This window comes from Caldalkalibacillus mannanilyticus JCM 10596 (assembly GCF_000615945.1).
Lineage (GTDB): Bacteria > Bacillota > Bacilli > Caldalkalibacillales > JCM-10596 > Bacillus_AT > Bacillus_AT mannanilyticus.
This window is the reverse complement of sequence record NZ_BAMO01000035.1, coordinates 21,613-36,053: the sequence shown is the minus strand read 5'-3', so window position 1 is coordinate 36,053 and position 14,441 is coordinate 21,613. Positions and strand designations below refer to the sequence as shown.

Below are 14,441 nucleotides of genomic sequence, written 5' to 3'. Positions count from 1 at the left end.
TCTCTTTTTTGTTCGTGAATTTCTAGATATTCTATTTTACTTGGGTTGATAAGCTTCGAGCCCTTTTGTTAGAACAGCAATACAAGCATCTATTTCTTCTTTACTTACTGTTAAAGGAGGGAGAATCCTTAGTACATTAGGTCCTGCTGTAACAATGAGCAGTTTGTTCTCCCTTGCCTTAGTCACCAGCTCAAGAACTTGATCCTCAAATACCAGCCCTAAAAGCAATCCCTTCCCTCTGATTTCCTTTATTACAGGAAACGATTCTTGAAGCTTGAGCAGCTTTTCTTTTAGATAAGCTCCTGCCTCTTGCGCTTTTTGTGCGATATTCTGTTCAACCATATATTCTAAGGTAGCCAGCCCTGCTGTTGTCGCTAATGGATTCCCTCCGAAGGTGCTTCCATGACTCCCAGGAGAAAACCCCTTAGCAACCTCCTCAGAGGCTAAAATCGCGCCAAGTGGAAACCCTGAGCCTAACCCTTTGGCTAATGTGATCACGTCAGGAGTAATACCAAATTGTTCATAGGCAAACAAAGTCCCTGTTCTGCCCATTCCTGTTTGTATCTCATCGATCATCAACAAGATATGGTTTTCTTTACACAGCTTCTCTAGCTGTTGAATCCACTCTAGATCAGCCGTATAGACACCTCCCTCTCCCTGTACTAATTCTAGAAGAACCGCGCAGGTATGATCCGTAACCAACTCATCTAAAGCTTTGATGTCATTGTACGGAAGATATCGAAAGCCAGGCATAAGAGGGGAGAAGCCGTCTTGAATTTTTTCCTGCCCCGTTGCGCTTAGCGTGGCTAAAGTACGCCCGTGGAAGGATTGTTTAAAGGTAACGACCTCATAAGCGTTCGAACCCTTCACCTTTTGAGCGTATCGTCTCGCTAGCTTAATCGCTCCTTCATTCGCTTCCGCTCCACTATTGCTGAAAAATACTCGCTCGGCAAAACTATGAGCCACTAGCTTTTGAGCTAGCTTTTCTTGAGAAGGAATATGATACAAATTGGAACAGTGCCATAATTCTTGAAGCTGCTGCTCCACCTTCTCTTTGACGTAAGAAGGAACATGCCCTAGATTGCAGGTTGCAATCCCTGTACTAAAATCAAGGTACTTATTTCCCTCGTTATCCCACACATAGCTTCCCTGACCCTTAACGAGGGTAAGGGGAAATCTCGCATATGTGTCCATGGTTGCTTGTTTATTAGTAGAAAGAACTGAATTAGGCATGGGAAGCCTCCTTTTCTAAAACCAATTTAGTCCCTACTTCTTTGCCCGCACAAAAATCTAATAGGCTCTCACTATCTAAGCCATTTAAGATCGCCACCTCAGGTACTTTATGCACAAGCCCATCAATCGCCGCTTGCACCTTCGGAATCATTCCTCCGGTAATCACTTCATCAGCAATGAGCTGTTCAACCTCTGTTTTACTCACTTTTCTTAGAACAACCGTATCATCCTCATGTTGAACCATAATTCCTGGTATATCACTAATTAGGCATAATTTAGCCTCTAACACCTTGGCAATAGCAGAGGCTGCAATATCTCCATTAATGTTATAACGCTGTCCCTGTTCATCGATCGCAATGGGAGAGATAACAGGAATATATCCTTGCTGACATAGGTTTGTAATAAAGGAAGCTTCAACTGAAGTGACTTCCCCGACATAGCCTAGCTTTGGATCCAGCTGCTTCGCCTTGATTAAACCGCCGTCCACTCCACTCATGCCAAATGCTTTTCCTTCTGCTTGTGTCAGGTATTTCACTACTTTTTTGTTCACTGAGCCGCTCAGAACCATCTCCACCACATCAAGCATCTCATCCGTGGTCACTCTTAGACCATTGACAAAATGCGTCTTGATTCCTAGCTTTTCGAGTAAAGAGTTAATGAGAGGTCCGCCACCATGCACGATGACAGGGTACCACTCTCCACTCTGATGAAGCTTGACTATATTCTCATAAAAAGCTGTCGGTAACGCTTCAAAGACACTTCCTCCACACTTAATCACAAGATATTTCATGATTCTCCCCCATTACGTTCTATACGAAGCATTGATTCTGACATACTCATAGGTTAAATCACAGCCCCAGCAGGACGCTTGACCTTCGCCCTGATTCATATCCACATAGATAAACACATTCTCTTCTTCCAGGTATGCCTTAGCATCCTCTTCACTAAAGACACAAGGAAGCCCATTCTCAACAACCGTGATCGGTCCTAAGGATACCTTCACCTTGTCGGGATCTAGCGCTTGCCCACTGTATCCAATAGCGCACACAATCCGTCCCCAGTTCGCATCTGTACCGTAGACTGCTGTCTTCACTAGACTGGAGCCAACAATGGACTTACCAATGGCTTGAGCTGCTTCATCACTAGGTGCTCCTTTTACTTGCACTTCAATGAGCTTAGTAGCTCCCTCTCCATCACGCGCGATTTTCTTCGCCAGTTCCTGACACACCTTCTCCAGCCCAAGCAGAAACACATCCCACTCTGGATGCTCTGGGTGTAAGGAAGCATTCCCCGCTAAGCCGTTAGCAAAGACAAGAACCATATCATTTGTACTCGTATCTCCATCTACAGTAATCATATTAAAGGTCTTGTTGGTCACTGTTTTTAATGCCCCATGGAGATGTTCTTGCTCAATATTGGCATCCGTTGTGACAAAGCTTAGCATCGTAGCCATATTGGGATGAATCATTCCTGATCCCTTTGCTGCACCGCCAATGGTCACCTGTTGTCCATCAATTTCCAATTGAACACCAAAATGTTTGGTACATGTATCCGTGGTAAGAATCGCTTTCTCAAATTCTTCCACTGTCACCTGATCCTTGACTTCAGAGATTTGGCTGATCCCTGCTTTTATTTTCTCCATCGGTAATAACTCTCCAATAACTCCAGTAGAAACAACCGCTGCATAATGCTCTTTCATTCCCATTGCCTCGGCAAAAGCATGACGCATCTCGTAAGCATCTGCTAAGCCTTGCTTGCCTGTGCAAGCATTGGCATTTCCAGAGTTAATCAGAACCCCTTGCAATTTTTTCTCTACTGCAATGCTTTCTTGCGTTACTGTTAATGGAGCTGCTTGAAAAAGATTGGTCGTATAGACGCCTGCTGCTGCTGCTGGCACTTCTGAATATAGCCAACCTAGATCTAATCTTTTTCTTTTAATTCCGCAAAACAGCCCACCAGCATGATATCCCTTTGCCGTTGTCACACTAGCCTCTTTCAATATAGTGAGCTTCTCCTCACTTTTATCTATTACTTTTACCTGATCTTGATTATTCATTTTTTCCGCCTCACTTTTCATTGTTTCATTTGAATTAGGGATAAACAGGGGTCATTTGCAATCCTGTAGTGATCTCCCAACCAGACATTAGATTTAGATTTTGAACGGCTTGCCCAGCTGCTCCTTTCACTACATTATCAATAACAGCCACAATCATTAAACGCTTGGTACGTTCATCTACCTTAAAGCCTAGATCACAGTAATTTGATCCATAGACCTCTTTCGTCGCTGGCCATGTTCCTTCTGGACGAATCCTGACAAAAGGGTGCTCCTGGTAGAACTCTTCATATAACTGAATGACCTCTTGTGTGGTGACTTCCTGAGTTAAATCTGTATAGATCGTACACATAATACCTCGTGTCATCGGAATCAAATGGGTCGAAAAAGTCACCGTTACTTTTTCCTGAATGACATCGCTTAAGGTTTGTTCAATCTCAGGAATATGCTGATGAGACCCTAGCTTATAGGCACGAACATTTTCATTTATCTCTACATAATGTGTACCAAGTGAGGCTTTTCGACCCGCACCTGACACACCAGATTTCCCGTCAATGATAATCGAATGAGGCTTAATAAGCCCGCTTTGTAAAGCAGGTATTAACCCTAGTAAACTAGCAGTAGGATAGCATCCAGGATTGGCTATATACGAGGCGTCCTTGATTCGCTCAGTATAGATTTCACTTAACCCATAGACTGCTTGAGCTAGATATTTTGGGTCTGCTGCTTCGTGTTTGTACCAGGCTTCGTATTCAGTTGCTGATAAACGAAAATCCCCAGACACATCAATACACTTGACCCCTCGTTCCATCAATAGCGGTATACTCTCTTTACTAACACCTGAAGGAGTTGCAAAAAAGACCAGATCTACTTCTTTTGCCATCCTCTCGATGTCCAAATTTGTTAATGTATCTTCTATGATTCCACTTAAATGTGGATAGACCTCTCTCATCTCTGTTCCATTCTGCGATCCAGACACAATGGAATGTATACAGACATGTGGATGTTGTAGAAGAAGCCGAATAAGTTCTACTCCACTATAGCCTGTTGCACCAACGATTGATACCTTCACTTCTCAACACTCCCTCTTTTACTATATTGAATTATTATACTGTCATATGTATTAATATACAACCTGTTTTTAGGAATAGAGTGTAAAAATTTTGTATCCGTTTACAGTCTATTTGTTCTATACCCTATAGTACCATAAATTAAACCGTTTGTTGGTAATTGTTTTGTAAAAATTACATTAATCACCACTATTGTTATTGAAAAAAGAGTGACCCCTAAGTCCACATAGACTTTTTGGTCACCCCAAAAGCAATTACGATAATTTTTTTATTTTTAGGCTTTTTTCTTTGCCTTGTATTCAGTGCCTTCTAAATTTAATAAGTATTCTTTAATATGCAATCCTCCACCATAACCCACTAGGGAACCATTCGTCCCAATCACACGATGACAAGGGATGATGATAGGAATATTATTTTTATTATTTGCTCCCCCTACTGCTCGAACAGCCTTCGGAGCTCCAATGGCTTGAGCGATATCCTTATATGAGCGATACTCTCCAAATGGAATCTCTAAAAGAGCCTGCCAAACTAGCTTTTGGAAGGGAGTTCCTATTAAATCAATCTCACAATCAAACTGCTTTCTTTGACCTGCGAAATATTGATCCAATTGATCTCGTATGTCTTGTAAAGCCTGATCATCTTGTTGCATTTGGTCTGTTAAAAAATGTTTTCTAGACCATCTTTCCAGCATATGCAGAACAGATTCCCCTTGATTAAACTCCAACCAGCATAAACCTTTTTTGGTTCTGGCTAATGTAATCATTCCTAGCGGTGTGTCCATTTCTGAATAGTACAAATTGGACAAACGTGTCATAAAGCGTCTTTCCCCTTTCCGCTTCTTGTTTTTCCTTTTACATCTATCTGGTTCAAGGCATATTCTATTTCGGTCTTCACTTGAGGATCTGATTCTTTTATTTTAGCTGATTGTAACGCATTTTGAGCTTCTTTTCCACCTATTTTTGCTAAAGACCAAGCAGAGGTTCCTCGAATAGCTGGTCTAGGGTCTTTCTGTAACAACCGAATGAGGTGAGGAACGGCTGTTTCGTCTTTAAAATGTCCCAAAGCGATAATCGCATTGCGTTGGATAGGTTTTTTCCCTCTCCATGCAGAAGATGTCGGTCCAAATCTCTGTTTGAATTCACTTTTCGTTATATCTAATAAAGGAATCAGAAGAGGTTTCGCTATTTCTGGATCTGGCTTCATTTCTGGATGATGATCGAAATGCTTCTTCTTATTCTCTGGACAAACCGTTTGACACGTATCACAGCCATACAAGCGATTCCCTATTTTATCACGATATTCTAACGGAATAAAATCTTTAACCTGTGTCAGAAAAGCAACACATTTGGTAGAGTCTAACTGCCCTCCTTGAACAAGCGCTCCTGTCGGACAGGCATCAATACATTTTGTACAGCTCCCACAGGCTTCCGTGATTGGAGTATCTGGTTTGAAAGGAATGGAGGTAAGCATTTCTCCAAGAAAGACCCACGAACCAAATTCAGGAGTAATAATGGCACAGTTTTTTCCGCTCCACCCGATACCTGCTCGTTCAGCTACAGCTCGATCCGACAGCTCACCTGTATCAACCATTGATTGAACCTGAATATCAGGGACACGCTGACGAAGAAATTCTTCCAATTTACTTAGCTTATCACGCAAGATATGATGATAATCTATTCCCCATGAAGAACGAGATAGCACTCCTCGGTAAGCTCCTTTTGTCGATTTTGGCGGGTTCTCCATTTTCGAAGGATAAGCTAGGGCAATGGCAATAATCGATTCTGCTTCAGGTAAAACCATTTTTGGTGTTACCCTTTTCTCAATATCTGGTTCTTCAAATCCTGATTCATACCCTTTTTCCCTATGCTTGATTAGTACTTGTTTTAGCTCCTTAAAAGGTTCCGCCGAGGTAAAGCCCATCTTATCTATGCCTATCTCTCTTCCATATTGAATCAGCTCATCTTTTAGCTTTTGTATTTCTTGAGGTGTCATCTGGGTGGACATACCTTCTTCTTCTCCCTCCTTTCATGCATGGTTCATATATGATCAGTTCGATTCCTCTCCTACTTATCTAGGGACTGCGGCAACAGCCAATTCATCACATCGATTATTCCATTTATTATCTGCATGGCCCTTGACCTTAATAAACTCAATTTGATGGATCTCTCTTAGCTCTAATAATTCTTTCCACAAATCTTGATTCTCAACTGGTTTTCCTTTGCTGTTTTTCCATCCATTCTTGATCCAATTCTTATACCAGTTTTGTTCAAAACAATTAATCATATAGGCTGAATCACTATATAGCCTAACCTGACAGGGTTCTTTTAAGGCTTTTAGTGCCTGAATAGCAGCAAATAGCTCCATTTTCTGATTGGTCGTGTGCTCGCTTCCACCTGAAAGCTCTTTGATATGTTCACCAAACATTAAAACAGCTGCCCAGCCCCCAGGTCCGGGATTTCCTGAACAAGCACCGTCCGTATAGATTTCAACGTTCTTCATTATACCCTTCGTCCCCTTCCCCATTTCTACCCATATTGTACCATGATTTGTGATGGTATACGGATAGAAAAAGCAACCATGGAAGAGAGAAGTATCCAAGGTTGCCTTTAGTTTAATGTATATTGTTCTAGTGCACTTCGTTTAGCTCTCTAACCGATACTACTTTTTCATCATCTGGATTCTCCCTCATATACACACGAGCCGTTTCATTTCCTTCATTCACTGTCTGAATCCATACAGGAATTCCTTGATAAAGAACTTCAATTTCAGTAGGGGAATCAATAATTTGCTTGGCACGTCCAATATCCATATTCTTATTATCCTCCTTGTGCTTTCATTTTCATATTGATTATTTTGACCAAAACATGACAAAATATGCACAAGTTTGGATAGATTTCAAAGAGTATATAGTTATCATTATAAGAAATCTTTATACTTAGTAAATGAATATTCACTTACTAACTAATTATAGTCCAATTGGAAGCATTAGTAGACGATTGCTTTAGTGTTATCCTTAAACCATATACTCTGGAGGTGTAAAATGCCTACAATAACTAGTAATAATGTTACTCTGTATTACGAAAATCAAGGGAAAGGAAAGACGATTATTTTTACACACGGAGCATCTTGAAACCATAAACAATGGCACCCACAAGTGAAGTTTTTTTCTAATAGTTATCAAACGGTCGTCTGGGATGTTAGAGGTCATGGACTTTCAAGCTTACCTAAAGGGAAAGTTGATTCTGGAGATTTTTCCAAAGACTTAATTACTCTATTAGACCATCTAAATATTGAAAAGGCTATACTTTGTGGTTTATCTATGGGTGGGCATATTTCACTTCAAACCGCAATTCGTTACCCAGAAAGAGTGGAAGCATTAATTTTAATTGGCACTCCTTTTACTAATTCTTTTAATTGGTATGAAAAAATATTTATTCCGATCAACCGCTTTTCCACTCGTATAATACCCATGAGGATTTCTGGAAGAATACAAGCAAATATGCTATCAAAATTTAACCCTCGAAATAAAGATTATATAGAGGAAGCCTTTAATATGATTGAGAAAAATAACTGGACTCGTGTGTGGGATCTTAAGAAATATTAATTCAAAACAGCCTTAATAATGAGGAATTGCGGGCATTTCATTAGCATTTCATATCTTTCTGGTGCTTGTGCTTTGAAGTTCATTGTGGGCTTAGGTTCTATAACTTCTTCAATAGAAAAGCATTTAAGTGTATCGTTTAATATTAAGTGAAGAGGTCTTCGATAAAAGGGAACTTCAAATAACTTACCCTCTTTATTCCATTTATCGATAATTAATTCAGTAGAGAAATATTTAGGATCTTGGAGTAGTTTTATGTCTGAAAACGGATGGTGTACTGAAAACAATAATATCCCCTTTGGCTTTAAAATCCTTTTAAATTCATTAAAAGTATGGCTCCAATCCTTTATATAATGAAGGGTTAATGAACTCAAAATGTAATCAAAGGTGTTCTCTTCAAAAGGTAGTTCTTCCTCTAAATCTAAACAAAGAACATTGGCTTTATCTCCAACACGCCTCATAGTAGAACTAACCATTTCAGGACTAATATCAGTTGCAACAACATTTGCTCCCCGTTGGACTAATTGGAGAGTATACCATCCAGCCGCACAACCAGCATCTAGAACATTCATATTCCTTAAATAGTGTGGTATCTTTCCTAACATTGCTGGTCTTTCATATTCGCTATTATACAAACTCGTTGTATCAACTGTGTTTTCATAAACGCTAGCAAGTTGATTAAAAGTTTCCTTAACTCTATCTTTCATATTTCACCTCTTCACATTTAGTTTAGATGAATCTTATGTATCTCTATTATCTGTTAGAATGGAAAAACGCGACTCTTCGTATTTCTAAGATACGAAAAACCGCGTTAATAAAGGTATGTATGCTGAAAATTTGTCTAGAACAAATCCCAACACGAGGTTCTTATAATAAGAACTGTATGATTCACATGTTTTATATTATATCTACTACATAAGACAAGTTCAACTATTTTTTTGTTTATTTCTACAATTTTTTTACCTATCGATTCTACTCTTGCAAAATTTAACAATTTCAACATAAAAGCGACCTTATCTCCTTTGATTGATAAGGTCGCTTAGATTATTTCTTCCTCGGTCATTAATAAATAATCCTTTCTATTATAATAAGTATTTTCTCTCTGTTTCTCTGAATAGCTTCTGACTCAGCATAGGTTCCCGTGTACAATCCTGCTTAGAGTACACTTCGCTTACCTAGATCATTGGATTCACATCCTTTCCAATCCCAAGTATGTATTCCTTTACTGACGATCTAGCTTATCTCATCAACTCCTCCTGATTTATTTTTCTTTCTTATGGTCTAGTTTACACTATTATTTTTATATTGTAAATATTCTAAATATTTTTTTATTATTTTTTTTGAGCAATTTCTTATCTTTCAACTCTTACCCTTATTGATACTGATTCCTATAGTTTTGAAGATAGTTCATGCTTTTCTCAACACATTGTAATGGTGGGTTCTTACATTCATCCTGCTCAATAATCCACCACTCTATCCCTGATTCAGCTCCTATCTCAAGTACTGAATGAAGATCAACCCCACCTGTACCTAACTCAGCAAATTGTTTCTCAGCATCGGTTGTCATATCCTTCAAATGAACGAGAGGAGTACGCCCTTGGTAGCGCTTGATCCATTCCACTGGATCATGCCCTGCACGTGTTAACCAATAAATATCAAATTCTGCCTTGACCCATTCTGGGTTCGTTTCGTTTAGCAGCATTTCAAGAGCGGTCTTTCCATTCGATAGTAGCTCTAATTCAAAATCATGGTTGTGATAACACAAAGTGATGCCTTCTTGTTTACAGTGCTCCCCGATTTTATTTAGACTGTTGACGAGCTGGCGATAATCTTCTTCTTTTCTTTGCTCGGGAGGGAGGTAAGGGCACACAATTTTATTATTCTCGATTACATGCTGATCTTCTATTACCTTACCAAGTTATCTTCTAAATCCTCAAGAGGAATATGACTTGATGCTATGCGCAAGCCTAGTGAATCGATAACCTTTTTTAATTCGGCTGATGTAAGCCCATGATATCCAGCAAGTTCAACTCCCTGAAAACCAAGCTTTGCTACTTTTTCTAACGTACCTACAAAATCTTGTTCACTTTCATTTCTTAGGGTATACATTTGAAGGGCTATTGGAATCTGTATCATCTACATACTCTCCTTTTATTTTCTAGAAAATGGTTTGTTTTGAATAGAATATACTATTTTCTTCATATGGTAAATGCGATTTGTTGTTGTTTTTTTCAGGGTGTACTAACAAAAAATCCGACTCGATAACATGGAGTCAGATTTCTTTGATTTCTTTATATTGAGTTTTACGCTCTCAACAACCCATACTTCCTTTTAAAACGATTCAAAATCTTGATCCACCCAGTTCCAAATAGAGCAAGAAAAAAGCAATTTGAAAGAGCATGCATAAGATCAAAATAAAAGCTAGATGCCATAGAACCTAGTATAAGTGGAAGGGTGATCTCTTCGACAAACCCAATAATAAACCACAGATTCATAATCCAGCCAAATAAAAAACCCCATACAAAGCCAAACAGCAAGCGCCCTGGCACTTTCATCATTAGCCAGCTGTCCTTCAATAATCCAGCTGTTAAGCCCATCATTCCCCAGCCAAACATTTGCCAAGGTGTCCATGGACCTTGTCCCAGAAACATATTGGAAACTAAAGCAGCTATGGCTCCGATCATAAAACCTGTATGCGCACCAAAAACAAGACCCGCAACAATAATAACAAAAGAAGTAGGCTGTACACTCGGAATCCCTGCAAAAGGAATTCTGCTCACAGCAGCAATCGCTGCTAGCATAGCAATTAAAACAATTTCTCTCGCATCCATTTTTTTTCGTTCAAAGGATAAAAACAACGGGAGCTTGGCAGCCAGAATCATCATAAAACTAAATAATAAATAATGATCCCCTTCTGAGATCACTGAAGCGATTAAGGCGAGAAAAAACAAGCATAAGGCAAGAATTAAAGATATTTTTTGTGAACGGGCCATCGCTTCAACACATCCTCATAATGTAAGGCATAGGGAAAATATTCTCTTACCATTCGGTTTATCGTTGTTGTGTAAAAATAATTATCACTGAAAAATGATGCGGTTCGCCTTCAGACGTGATCACTCCATTAAAAAGCATGGCACAGCGTGAAGCATGGGAAGCGATAAATTCAATATCATGCGTCACCATGACGATGGTTGTCCCTTGTTCCTGTAGCTCCTGTAATAAACGTCCAATTTCTGCTTTAGCCACTGGGTCCAACCCTTTCGTTGGTTCATCAAGTAATAGAATAGAAGGGTTCGCCAAAATGGTCAGGGCTAATCCTAGCTTCTGACGTTCTCCTCCACTACAATCATAGGGATGCTTGTGCAGCACAGATTGCAACTGAAAGAATGAGATGATATCTCTCCTTTTCTTCTCTGGATCATCAACATGTAACAACCTGATTGCCTGATTTAATTCTTCTTCTACAGAATCATGAAGAAAGAGAGTAAGTGGATTCTGAGCTAGGTAGCCTATAGTCTTGCACCGTTCAAGATCGGTCATTTTTTTGACCTTTTTGTTATGCACCAGCAGCCTTCCTCTTTGCGCTTCCAGTAACCCTACCATGATTTTTAAGAGAGTCGATTTTCCTGCTCCATTACCTCCAACAATGGCTAGAAACTCACCTTGATGGACCTGGAGGGAAAGCTTGTTGATGATGGGTGGGAGGTGTTTTTCATACTGAAAGCTTAAATGAGAACAATCTATTAACACCTGCTCTTTCTGTATTCGTCGCTTTGGTGAGTACGCCTCAGTATCCTCCGTTTTTTCAATTAGCCGACTGATCCAACGCCTTCCTTCCTTCACAGTAAGAGGAACTAGTAACTCTTGTTTATATTCCTTTCCTTGACCCAACTCTGGCTCTTCATTGAACCCTGTAGCTTCTACCTGTGCATCTTCTTTTTCAATAGATAAATATAATTGAGCGATGCTTGGTAAATAGGGAAATATCCCTTCACATTCATTCCTCTTAACCCATTCAACGATGTCTTGAGGAGAGCCGGCTTTCTGTTTTGATCCTGCCTCCAGTACAACCACCTTATCTGCCAAAGGAAAAGCCGTATCTAGGCGATGCTCGCTTAGAACAATCGTGATTGAAAATTCTTCGTTAATCCGCTTGAGTAAAAGTAAAAACTCTCGAGCAGCGATAGGATCTAATTGAGAGGTTGGCTCATCAAGTAAAAGAACACGGGGATGTAAGGTAAGAACAGATGCCAGATTCAGCAATTGCTTCTGTCCACCTGATAGTTCATGAATAGATCGATGCATCAGATCTTCCATTCCAAAGTAGCTTGCCATTTCGGCTACTCGCTTTCGAATCACTTCTGGAGGATAACCGAAGTTTTCCATAGAAAAAGCAAGCTCATGCCAAACTGTTGTCGCTACGATTTGAGCTTCTGGATCCTGAAAGACCATTCCGATCTCCTTTGACGTTTTCGCCGTAGACCACTCCTCTAGCTCTCTACCATGATATAGGATGACCCCTGAGCGCTTGCCTACAGGTTGGATCTCTCTATTTAAATACCGCAGCAGTGTTGTCTTGCCACAACCAGAAGGCCCGCATAAAACAATAAACTCCCCTTCCTCAATGGATAAGGAAAAATGGCTAAGAGCCTCTACCCTTTCATCTGGATAGCTAAACGTAAGATCTATGATTTCAAAGAGCGCCATACAAGCCATTCTCTCCCTTCTACAAGAATTGGAACCAAATGATACAGACAGAAGCAAAGAAAGTAGATCCATTCCACCCCTTGGACGAATAAGGGTTCAACTTCAGGATAGATAGTTAATTTACCATATCCCCCTGCTAAGCCACCTAAACTGACCATAAGTAGAACCATAAGCAAGACTAACACGATTCGATCTCGTCGATCCATTGTAAAGGTAAAAAAAGAGCTTCGCCTTCCCACCCCATACCCTCTAGACTTCATCGAATCAGCGGTTTGCAAGGCTTCCTCTAAAGACCATGTAAGCAAGATGTTTAAGATTTTCATCCCATTGGTCGCTCTTTCTTTCCATGTCCCTTGATTCATTCTCACTCCTCTTGTCCACTGCACAGCTATAATTTCTGATAGCCTTCTTTTTAGTAAGGGAACAAAACGGATCGAGAGTACAGCTAATAAGGCTACTTTTGGAACCATAGAAGAAAACAAATACAAAAATTTATCTTCTGTCATAACAGCCTGATAGGACATAAAGCCGATCAACAAGGTGAGAAGTGAGAGCATCATTGTCACACCGTATACCATCGACTCTAAAGTGACAGGTCGATCAAAGAGATAAAAAAGAATGGTTGCTCCTCTCTGCGAAATAAGGGGGTTCACCACCAAAACCACAAGGGCCATAAACAGAAAAAAATACCACGTTCTTTTGAAGCTTTTTCCCTGATCATACATAAAAGTTAGCAGGATGACAGCAAGCAAGGAAACAATAAGAAATACAGGATGCAGAAAGAGAATCGCAAATAAAAAGAGCCCTAAATAAAAGATAAATAAGACCATAGGATGTAGCGAGGCAAAGCCCGTGTGATCATTTACACTTCTCTTCGTGCTGACACTCATCCCCTTTTCGCTCATAAATCCCTACCTAGATCCAACGTATACCACCATATGATTTCATCTCCATCCTTCACCTTCACTGCACCTGCACTTTTGCTAATAAATTCACCATTGACACTGTACATCCAGCCACTAGTGGGACCTTGATCGAACTCATACAATTGGTCGATCCCCTGAACATAGGCAGTGCCTCCTCTTCCTTTGTATTCCATTTGGATGCGCTTTTCTTTTGTTGCTCTGACTAAGACATCTAACACGGTATCTCCTTCATGAATACTTACCGTTGTCTTAGTCAAAATAACTCCCTTGATCGATTGACTATCAATGGATAATGTCACCGACAGTGATTGTTTTTCAGAGGCTTTTGTTCCTTCATCTGGAGAAGACTGATTCTGTTTATCCTGTTTATCCTGTTGATCCTGCTTTTTTTCCTCCCCTTTTTCTTGCTTATAGGCTACTTGGTTGTTTTGTCCTTGTTGTTGGTTTGCTACTTGATGGCTCTGAGCTTGTTTTTTTTCTTGCGGAACTACGGATGTTTTTTCCGTCGTTTCTTTCTTCTGAGTTGTATTTTTTTTGTTCTGCACTTGGCATTTCAATACTCTTGTCCTGTTCTTCTACAATGGTTACTGGTGGATTTGTAGCTGGAGCCTCAACTCCAGTATGTTCTATGAGGTTGTTTGCCTCCTCAGGCGGGCGTTCTGACGTCAATTCTGACGTTTGACAGCCTGCTATCCATCCAAAAGCTACCAAGACAAAAAGAAGTTTAACCAATACAGCTGACCATCTTCTTTGCATCCTTCTTCCCCCTAGCTAGCACAATATCTTTCTTATAATGGTACAAAGAACAAGGGATTCCTCTCCTTGTTCTTTGCATTACTTCTTTTTTCTTT

At 40.0% G+C, this 14,441-nt stretch carries 16 protein-coding genes and 1 pseudogene; 1 reads left to right on the top strand and 16 read right to left on the bottom strand.

Annotated features, from left to right (window positions below; all coding sequences use genetic code 11):
• Positions 1-36 precede the first annotated feature (36 nt).
• The 8 genes from argD to JCM10596_RS17625 all read right to left on the bottom strand — a co-directional run bounded on the left by argD (position 37) and on the right by JCM10596_RS17625 (position 7,165).
• Positions 37-1,233, bottom strand: coding sequence for an acetylornithine transaminase (argD, locus tag JCM10596_RS17660; protein WP_025028266.1), 1,197 nt, complete (start codon positions 1,231-1,233; stop codon positions 37-39).
• The gene (gene argB / locus JCM10596_RS17655; RefSeq protein WP_025028265.1) at positions 1,226-2,023 is read right to left on the bottom strand and encodes an acetylglutamate kinase; all 798 of its coding nucleotides are present in this window, start codon (positions 2,021-2,023) and stop codon (positions 1,226-1,228) included. The genes argD and argB overlap by 8 nt, the downstream gene beginning before the upstream one ends.
• Before the next feature lie 12 nt (positions 2,024-2,035).
• Positions 2,036-3,289, bottom strand: coding sequence for a bifunctional ornithine acetyltransferase/N-acetylglutamate synthase (argJ, locus tag JCM10596_RS17650; RefSeq protein ID WP_051541363.1), 1,254 nt, complete (start codon positions 3,287-3,289; stop codon positions 2,036-2,038).
• A 34-nt stretch (positions 3,290-3,323) separates the two neighbouring features.
• Positions 3,324-4,358, bottom strand: a complete 1,035-nt coding sequence (gene argC / locus JCM10596_RS17645) for an N-acetyl-gamma-glutamyl-phosphate reductase (protein ID WP_025028263.1) — start codon at positions 4,356-4,358, stop codon at positions 3,324-3,326.
• Positions 4,359-4,630: 272 nt separating this feature from the next.
• On the bottom strand, positions 4,631-5,170 hold the full coding sequence (locus JCM10596_RS17640) for a methylated-DNA--[protein]-cysteine S-methyltransferase (RefSeq protein WP_034681630.1): 540 nt from the start codon (positions 5,168-5,170) through the stop codon (positions 4,631-4,633).
• Positions 5,167-6,360, bottom strand: coding sequence for a tRNA epoxyqueuosine(34) reductase QueG (gene queG, locus JCM10596_RS17635; protein ID WP_081792095.1), 1,194 nt, complete (start codon positions 6,358-6,360; stop codon positions 5,167-5,169). The genes JCM10596_RS17640 and queG overlap by 4 nt, the downstream gene beginning before the upstream one ends.
• 63 nt (positions 6,361-6,423) lie before the next feature.
• Positions 6,424-6,855: a ribonuclease HI gene (gene rnhA / locus JCM10596_RS17630; RefSeq protein WP_025028260.1), complete on the bottom strand. Its 432-nt coding sequence runs from the start codon at positions 6,853-6,855 to the stop codon at positions 6,424-6,426.
• Positions 6,856-6,982: 127 nt separating this feature from the next.
• The gene (locus JCM10596_RS17625; RefSeq protein ID WP_025028259.1) at positions 6,983-7,165 is read right to left on the bottom strand and encodes an H-type small acid-soluble spore protein; all 183 of its coding nucleotides are present in this window, start codon (positions 7,163-7,165) and stop codon (positions 6,983-6,985) included.
• 336 nt (positions 7,166-7,501) lie between these two features.
• Between JCM10596_RS17625 and JCM10596_RS26270 the strand changes: the two are divergent.
• A pseudogene (locus JCM10596_RS26270) lies at positions 7,502-7,960 on the top strand (alpha/beta fold hydrolase); the annotation flags it as partial.
• Here JCM10596_RS26270 and JCM10596_RS17615 read toward each other — a convergent pair.
• The 8 genes from JCM10596_RS17615 to JCM10596_RS30425 all read right to left on the bottom strand — a co-directional run bounded on the left by JCM10596_RS17615 (position 7,957) and on the right by JCM10596_RS30425 (position 14,346).
• Entirely contained in the window at positions 7,957-8,664 is a 708-nt protein-coding gene (locus JCM10596_RS17615) for a class I SAM-dependent methyltransferase (RefSeq protein WP_025028258.1), read from the bottom strand. The pseudogene JCM10596_RS26270 and the gene JCM10596_RS17615 sit on opposite strands and share 4 nt — an antisense overlap.
• Before the next feature lie 665 nt (positions 8,665-9,329).
• Complete coding sequence (locus JCM10596_RS26265; protein WP_369345666.1) at positions 9,330-9,827, bottom strand: sugar phosphate isomerase/epimerase family protein; 498 nt, start codon at positions 9,825-9,827, stop codon at positions 9,330-9,332.
• Positions 9,828-9,862: 35 nt separating this feature from the next.
• A complete protein-coding gene (locus JCM10596_RS31485) occupies positions 9,863-10,093 on the bottom strand; it encodes a sugar phosphate isomerase/epimerase family protein (RefSeq protein WP_369345665.1) in 231 nt (76 codons plus the stop codon).
• 167 nt (positions 10,094-10,260) lie between these two features.
• A complete protein-coding gene (locus JCM10596_RS17600) occupies positions 10,261-10,950 on the bottom strand; it encodes an ECF transporter S component (protein WP_025028257.1) in 690 nt (229 codons plus the stop codon).
• A gap of 58 nt (positions 10,951-11,008) precedes the next feature.
• Positions 11,009-12,664: an ABC transporter ATP-binding protein gene (locus JCM10596_RS26260; protein ID WP_234410550.1), complete on the bottom strand. Its 1,656-nt coding sequence runs from the start codon at positions 12,662-12,664 to the stop codon at positions 11,009-11,011.
• Positions 12,643-13,569 carry an energy-coupling factor transporter transmembrane component T gene (locus JCM10596_RS17590; protein WP_025028256.1) on the bottom strand — a complete coding sequence of 309 codons (927 nt, stop codon included), beginning with the start codon at positions 13,567-13,569 and terminating at the stop codon, positions 12,643-12,645. Before JCM10596_RS17590 ends, JCM10596_RS26260 begins: the two co-directional genes overlap by 22 nt.
• The gene (locus tag JCM10596_RS30430; RefSeq protein ID WP_267879712.1) at positions 13,566-13,808 is read right to left on the bottom strand and encodes a DUF4430 domain-containing protein; all 243 of its coding nucleotides are present in this window, start codon (positions 13,806-13,808) and stop codon (positions 13,566-13,568) included. The genes JCM10596_RS17590 and JCM10596_RS30430 overlap by 4 nt, the downstream gene beginning before the upstream one ends.
• A gap of 190 nt (positions 13,809-13,998) precedes the next feature.
• Positions 13,999-14,346: a hypothetical protein gene (locus tag JCM10596_RS30425; RefSeq protein ID WP_234410549.1), complete on the bottom strand. Its 348-nt coding sequence runs from the start codon at positions 14,344-14,346 to the stop codon at positions 13,999-14,001.
• Positions 14,347-14,441 lie beyond the last annotated feature (95 nt).

Coding starts and splice junctions, on each gene's coding strand:
- argD (WP_025028266.1), bottom strand. CDS start 1,233: ATGCCTAATTCAGTTCTTTCTACTAATAAACAAGCAACCATGGACACA.
- argB (WP_025028265.1), bottom strand. CDS start 2,023: ATGAAATATCTTGTGATTAAGTGTGGAGGAAGTGTCTTTGAAGCGTTA.
- argJ (WP_051541363.1), bottom strand. CDS start 3,289: ATGAATAATCAAGATCAGGTAAAAGTAATAGATAAAAGTGAGGAGAAG.
- JCM10596_RS17640 (WP_034681630.1), bottom strand. CDS start 5,170: ATGACACGTTTGTCCAATTTGTACTATTCAGAAATGGACACACCGCTA.
- queG (WP_081792095.1), bottom strand. CDS start 6,360: ATGTCCACCCAGATGACACCTCAAGAAATACAAAAGCTAAAAGATGAG.
- rnhA (WP_025028260.1), bottom strand. CDS start 6,855: ATGAAGAACGTTGAAATCTATACGGACGGTGCTTGTTCAGGAAATCCC.
- JCM10596_RS17625 (WP_025028259.1), bottom strand. CDS start 7,165: ATGGATATTGGACGTGCCAAGCAAATTATTGATTCCCCTACTGAAATT.
- JCM10596_RS17615 (WP_025028258.1), bottom strand. CDS start 8,664: ATGAAAGATAGAGTTAAGGAAACTTTTAATCAACTTGCTAGCGTTTAT.
- JCM10596_RS31485 (WP_369345665.1), bottom strand. CDS start 10,093: ATGATACAGATTCCAATAGCCCTTCAAATGTATACCCTAAGAAATGAA.
- JCM10596_RS17600 (WP_025028257.1), bottom strand. CDS start 10,950: ATGGCCCGTTCACAAAAAATATCTTTAATTCTTGCCTTATGCTTGTTT.
- JCM10596_RS26260 (WP_234410550.1), bottom strand. CDS start 12,664: ATGGCGCTCTTTGAAATCATAGATCTTACGTTTAGCTATCCAGATGAA.
- JCM10596_RS17590 (WP_025028256.1), bottom strand. CDS start 13,569: ATGAGCGAAAAGGGGATGAGTGTCAGCACGAAGAGAAGTGTAAATGAT.
- JCM10596_RS30425 (WP_234410549.1), bottom strand. CDS start 14,346: ATGCAAAGAAGATGGTCAGCTGTATTGGTTAAACTTCTTTTTGTCTTG.